The sequence below is a fragment of the Halorubrum sp. Hd13 genome (assembly GCF_002252755.1).
Lineage (GTDB): Archaea > Halobacteriota > Halobacteria > Halobacteriales > Haloferacaceae > Halorubrum.
Genome location: NZ_NHOY01000012.1, coordinates 1 through 5,588, shown reverse-complemented (window position 1 = coordinate 5,588; position 5,588 = coordinate 1). Strand labels below are relative to the sequence as shown.

Genomic DNA, 5,588 nt, shown 5'->3' with positions numbered 1-5,588 from the left:
GGCGACGGCCTCTTTGGCTCGCGGCCCCGATCATTACATCCAGTGACGACCGTCCTCTCCGACCGCGAACGGCTGAAGCGCGACGACCGATCCGACGAGACGTTTTATCAGGAGCCGCGGTTCGTCACCCACGCCGACGACGCGTTCCTCGACCGGCTGACGGCGCTGTACGGCGAACTGCTCGAGCCGGGCGACCGCGTCCTCGACGCGATGAGCAGCTGGGTGTCGCACCTCCCGCCGACCGAGTTCGACCGGGTCGTCGGCCACGGCCTCAACGAGGCCGAGCTCGCCGCGAACGACCGGCTCGACGGGTTCGTCGTCCGAGACCTCAACGCCGACCCGACGCTCCCGTTCGACGACGGCGCCTTCGACGCCGTCTGCTGTGCCCTGTCCGTCCAGTACCTCCAGTACCCGGGGGACGTGTTCGCGGAGTTCGCGCGCGTCCTCGCGCCCGGCGGCGTCCTCGTCGTGAGCTTCTCGAACCGGATGTTCCCGACGAAGGCCGTCCGGGCGTGGCGGGCCGCCTCGATGGACGAGCGCGCCGACCTCGTCGAGCGTTACTTAAAAGCGGGCGGCCTCGCGGTGGAGAATCGGATCGCGGAGAGCCCGGGGACCGACCCCTTCTACGCGGTCGTCGGACGGAAGCCGCCGGGCGGCGACTGATTCGGCCGACTGCGCCCCGGCGTCAGTCCGCCGGCGTCGCCGCCTCGGACTCCAGTCCGGAGCCGCTCGGCGGGCGGAGGAGGAGCGCCGCCAGTCCGGCGGCGACCGCCAGGCCGCCGCCGAGCGCGAACGTGGGGACCCAGCCGAACGCGGCGACGAGGTAGCCGGTGACGGTCCCGGCGAAGACGCCGCCGCCGACCTTCGCGGTGTAGAGGACGGCGTAGTTCCCGGAGGAGTTCCGGGCGCCGTAGTAGTCGGCGATGACCGACGGGAAGTAGACGAACAGCGGCGAGGAGAAGAACATCGCCGCCATCACCAGCGCGACGAAGGCGATGCCGGCCTCGGCGCGCCCGGCGGCGATCAGCGCGAGCCGGAACACCCCGGCGAGCACGAAGGAGACGGCCATCACCTTCTTCCGGTCGAAGCGGTCCGACGCCTCGCCGAGGATCATCCGCGAGACGCCGGCGGCGACGGGCAGCAGGGTCGCCGCCGCGGTCGCGACGACCGCCGCCAGCCCGAACTGCTCGGCGAACCGCACGACGTTGGCGATGACGATCAGGTCCGCGCCGGCCATCGCGACGAACATCGCGTACAGCAGCCAGAACTGCCACGTCGACAGCATCTCTCTGGTCGTGTACGCGCGACCGCGGAGCGAGGCCGCGAGTCCGTCGCCGTTCCCGTCCTCGTCGTCGTCCAGTCCGAGCCAGTCGTCCGGCGGGTCCCGCAGGAGGTACGCGCCGACGAGGGTGACGACGAGGATGGCGAGCCCGACGTTCCGGAGCACGTCGCCGTACGCCGCGACGGTCGCGTTCGCGCGCACGTACGGCACCACGAGGGCGCTCCCCCCCGCGAACGCCATCGTGCCGATACCGGTCGTGAGTCCCGTGCGGTCCGGGAACCACTTGACGGCGGTGTTCACCGCGACCGTGTACACGATCCCCACGCCGACCGCGCCGAGCGAGTAGAGCAGGTACAGCTGCCAGACGGCCGTCGCGTACGCCAGCCCGATGTACCCGCCCCCGGCCAGCAGCGCCGCGAGGAAGGTGAGCGCGCCCGGCCCGCGGCTGTCCCGCCACTTTCCGGCGGGGAACTGCGAGAGTGACTGGAAGACGACGTAAAAGGAGAACACCGCGCCGAGCGCCGGCAACGCGATGTCGAGGCCCTGGGCGAGCGGCTGCTCGATCGACGACCAGACGTACTGGTACGGGCTCACGGCGGCCATCATCCCCGCGGCGGCGACGATCTGCCACCAGCGGGAGAACCCGAGGATCGACGACGCCCGGCCGGCGTAGTCGACCTCGCCCGTCGCCTCGTCGACCGCGGGGTCGTCGCCGACGGGATCCGCCGCGGCGTCGGCCGGGGCGTCCGCGTCGTCGTCGACCGGACCCCCGTCGGCGGCCCCGCCGCCTCCGTTGCCGCCGTCCTCACCCATCGTTGCTGTCCGTCGGCCGCGTGGTGGTGTTCGGTGTCATGTGGTGTGCCTCGGGTCGCGCCGCGGGGTCGGTGCCTCGCGCCGCTCGCGTGCGTACCGGTACTGTTCGGACTGACCGATTAAAACGCGTCGTTGGAGCCGTCCTTGCCGGGTCGACTACGGAGGGAGATCGAGGTCGGTGCGAAGGCGTCTGGGAGCGAGGTCGAGGTCGGTGCGAAGGCGTCTGGGAGCGAGGTCAGGTCCGGCGAGAAGGCGTCTGGGAGCGCGGCGGGGTCCGACGCGGTGAACCGCTTCGACTCGCCGTCGATTACTTGGACGCACGTCGAATAAATCCGGATCGATCATCGCGAATCGGGATCCTCTTTGGAGTTCGTCACCGGATAGATAATGATAATCGTCTATACTGTCGAAAATTGTTAAGAGAAGGACGCTCCAAGGTGAACACGAACACGACCGGAGCCTCCGAAAGGGCAAATCCGGCACCACCACCATGTCCGCCGACATCGACACCGCCGACATCGACACCGCCGACGTCGACGCCGCCGACCCCGCCGACATCGATTCCACCGACGTCGACGCCGCAGGCACCGCCGCTCCGACCGCCACCGACGACCCCGCCGCTCCGACCGCCGAAGGGACTGCACGGGGAGGGTCCCTCTTCGAGCGCGTGCTCGTCGTCACCGGCGACGACGAGGCCGGCCGCGCCGCGGTCGACGCGGGCCTCGACGTCGCGGCCGCGCACGGCGCGACCGTCGACGCCCTCTACGTCGTCGACACCACAGAGCACTGGGACGTGGTCGTCGAGCGCCGCGAGCGCACGGGCGAGGCGCTCGTCGAAGACGCCGCGGCCCGCGGCGAGGCGGCCGGCGTCGACGTCGAGAAGCGGTTCCGGTACGGGACGGCACACGAGGAGGTGCTCGACTTCGCCGCCGCCCACGACGCCGACCTGATCGTGGTCGGCTCCGCGCGCCGCACTGGGCTCGACCGGCTCGTCCACCCGGAGACGCTCCCCACTCGGGTCCAGCGCGGCGCCGCCGCGCCCGTGATGGTCGTCGGCGCCGACGACTGACCGCGCCCGTTCTCGCCGTTCCCCTTTTCGGCCCGATTCCCTGCGCTCCGCCCGCGGGTCCGCGAGACGACGGGTTAAGTGACCGCGTCCCCTACAACTGTTATGACTGATATCGGTATCGTCGGCGCCGGTGCGGGCGCGGCGGCCGCGGCGTTCGTCGTCGACGAAGCGGCGCCCGACGCGGACGTGACCGTGCTCGAGAAGTCCGGCGGCATCTGCGGCCGCGCGGCGACACGTCGCCACGACGACCTGACCTACGACTACGGCGCGAACTATCTGAAGTCCGACGACGAACGCGTCGTCGAACTGATGACGGAGAGGCTCGACGACGAGGGGCTCGTCGACATCACCGAGCCGGTGTACACCTTCGACGCGGACGGCGAGGTCTCGCCCGGCCGCGACGCCGACGATCACAAGTGGAGCTACCGACGCGGCCTCACCCAGATCGCCAAGCGGCTCTTCGGCCGAACTGATGCGACGGTCCATCGCCGGACGCGCGTCGAGACCGTCCGACGGGCCGACGACCGCTGGGAGGTCGACGACGCCGACGGGGAGACGTGGGGCCCGTTCGACGTCCTGCTCCTCAATCCCCCGGCGCCGCAGACCGCGGAGCTGCTCCGCGACGCCGAGTGGGAGTCGCCGGTCCGCGAGGCGCTCGTCGACGCCGTGGGCGACGTGGCGTACCGGTCGGTGTGGTCCGCCGTGCTCCACTACCCGTTCGCGATCGACGTCCCCTACTACGGGCTCGTCAACACGGACAAAGAGCACCCTGTCGGCTGGATCTCACGCGAGGAGTGCAAGGCGGGGCACGTCCCGGACGGCGAGACGCTGCTGGTCGTTCAGGCGGGCCCGGAGTGGTCCGCCGAGCGCTACGACGACGACCCCGCGGCGAACGTCGCCGACCTCGCCGAGCACGCCGCCTCAGTCGTGGGCGACGAGCGGCTGGCCGACCCGGCGTGGACCGACCACCAGGGGTGGCGCTACGCGCTCCCGGAGGCGGGCGTCGACCGCGGGCCGATCGACTCCGCCCGGCGGGAGGACCTGTTCCTCCTCGGCGACTGGGTCGCCGGCGAGGGGCGGATCCACGCCGCGCTCGCGAACGGGCTGGACACGGGCGAACGCGTCGTGTACGGGCTGTAGCGTCGGCGTTCGACCGAACAGTTGGAGGGGGGAAACAGCGGGGGAGACCGAGTTAGCTTCGCGTGAATCGGTACTCGACCGTGCCGAGTCCGGGGAGGCTGATCGTTCGGACGGTTCCGCGGTCGACGTGGCGGGAGAGCGAGCGCCCCAGCGCGACGAGCGCGACGACGCCGGCGAGCAGCCCCGCGGAGACGAGCGGGTAGGAGGCCACCACCAGCGGAAGCGCGACCAGCGCCAGGAACGCGAGCGAGACGACGAGGCCCCCGTTGGGCGGGCTGTCGGATCCGGCCATCACCGCTCGCGCCGTGTATCCGCCGTTCATCGGTTGCATATCTACCCGTTGGTCGCGCGGGAGTAAAAACCTTTCATATTACGTATAGTTTCTGAGTATTGGTACCACGGGTCATTCGCTCAGAGCGTTTCAAACGATTGTTAACGCCGTGTAACGAGTACCATGCCACAGTTTCGTATACCTCTATCGAAACTGGAACGTTTCCACCCGAAACGGGTCGGTCGGTGCGGCGGTGACGCTCGGTCCGCGCCCGGAACCGGAGGGTTTCTCCCGTGCGGTCCCCGCGGTTCCGTATGGTCAAATCGCCGGCCTCGCGGTCGCGCTCGAACGTCCCCTTCTGGACGACGGTCGCGGTCGCGGCGCTGTACCTGCCGGCGTCGGTCGTCGCCCGCGGGCTCACGGACCCGGAGTACGCGACCGCGGTCGGGTGGCTGCCCCGCTCGGTCGGCGCGGTCGCGGGCACGTCGCTCGGGACCCTCCTGGCGGCGGCGCTGTGGATCCCCGTCGCGGGCGGCTTCCTCTACGCGTTCGCCGCCGAACTGGCGGCGATGCGGGACCGGACCCCGTGGTCGCCGCCGGGCAAGGGGTACCTCGTCCTCGCGACCGGGTCGCTGCTGGCGCACCCGCTCACGGGGCGCCCGTTCGTGTTCCTCGTGATCGCCGGCTACACGCTGCACCGGACCCTGCGGGTGCGGTAGGTCACGGGGCCGGCTCTCCACCCTCCGAGACGGGTCTCCGGCCCGGTCTCCGTCGTTCGCCTCCCTCGCCTGTCGCCCCACCGCCCGTACTTTTATTTCGCCTCGCGTTCATCTACAGATACGAACAGCGATGTCAACGACACAGCGATACCTCCTCTGGTCGGCCGACGGTGCTCGACGCGGCGCAGGCGCGGCGGACGATCGCCGGGCTCTTCGACGGAACTGTCGCGACGGTCGCGGACCTCCGCGTCCGCGGCCGGTCGGACGAGATCGCCGACGAGCTCGTCGAGAGCC

The 5,588-nt window shown here is 70.7% G+C and carries 7 protein-coding genes; 5 read left to right on the top strand and 2 right to left on the bottom strand.

The window, feature by feature from the left end; genetic code table 11:
- Positions 1 to 42: 42 nt before the first annotated feature.
- Complete coding sequence (locus tag DJ81_RS01640) at positions 43 to 663, top strand: class I SAM-dependent methyltransferase (protein ID WP_094588127.1); 621 nt, start codon at positions 43 to 45, stop codon at positions 661 to 663.
- Between the two features lie 22 nt (positions 664 to 685).
- Here DJ81_RS01640 and DJ81_RS01635 read toward each other — a convergent pair whose 3' ends face one another.
- Positions 686 to 2,095, bottom strand: coding sequence for an MFS transporter (locus tag DJ81_RS01635; protein ID WP_094588125.1), 1,410 nt, complete (start codon positions 2,093 to 2,095; stop codon positions 686 to 688).
- Positions 2,096 to 2,239: 144 nt separating this feature from the next.
- Here DJ81_RS01635 and DJ81_RS01630 point away from each other — a divergent pair, with 144 nt between their 5' ends.
- From DJ81_RS01630 to DJ81_RS01620, 3 genes are all read left to right on the top strand, one after another.
- Complete coding sequence (locus DJ81_RS01630; RefSeq protein ID WP_141212503.1) at positions 2,240 to 2,425, top strand: hypothetical protein; 186 nt, start codon at positions 2,240 to 2,242, stop codon at positions 2,423 to 2,425.
- A 160-nt stretch (positions 2,426 to 2,585) separates the two neighbouring features.
- Positions 2,586 to 3,164 (top strand): universal stress protein, encoded by a 579-nt coding sequence (locus DJ81_RS01625; RefSeq protein WP_094526092.1) that lies wholly within the window; start codon positions 2,586 to 2,588, stop codon positions 3,162 to 3,164.
- Between the two features lie 102 nt (positions 3,165 to 3,266).
- Positions 3,267 to 4,304, top strand: a complete 1,038-nt coding sequence (locus DJ81_RS01620) for an NAD(P)/FAD-dependent oxidoreductase (RefSeq protein WP_094526093.1) — start codon at positions 3,267 to 3,269, stop codon at positions 4,302 to 4,304.
- 52 nt (positions 4,305 to 4,356) lie between these two features.
- On the opposite strand, the gene DJ81_RS01615 is transcribed toward DJ81_RS01620, so the two are convergent.
- Positions 4,357 to 4,626: a hypothetical protein gene (locus DJ81_RS01615; protein ID WP_170938215.1), complete on the bottom strand. Its 270-nt coding sequence runs from the start codon at positions 4,624 to 4,626 to the stop codon at positions 4,357 to 4,359.
- A gap of 263 nt (positions 4,627 to 4,889) precedes the next feature.
- On the opposite strand from DJ81_RS01615, the gene DJ81_RS01610 reads away from it, so the two are divergent.
- Positions 4,890 to 5,294 carry an abortive infection protein gene (locus DJ81_RS01610; protein ID WP_094523926.1) on the top strand — a complete coding sequence of 135 codons (405 nt, stop codon included), beginning with the start codon at positions 4,890 to 4,892 and terminating at the stop codon, positions 5,292 to 5,294.
- The last annotated feature ends 294 nt before the right edge of the window (positions 5,295 to 5,588 follow it).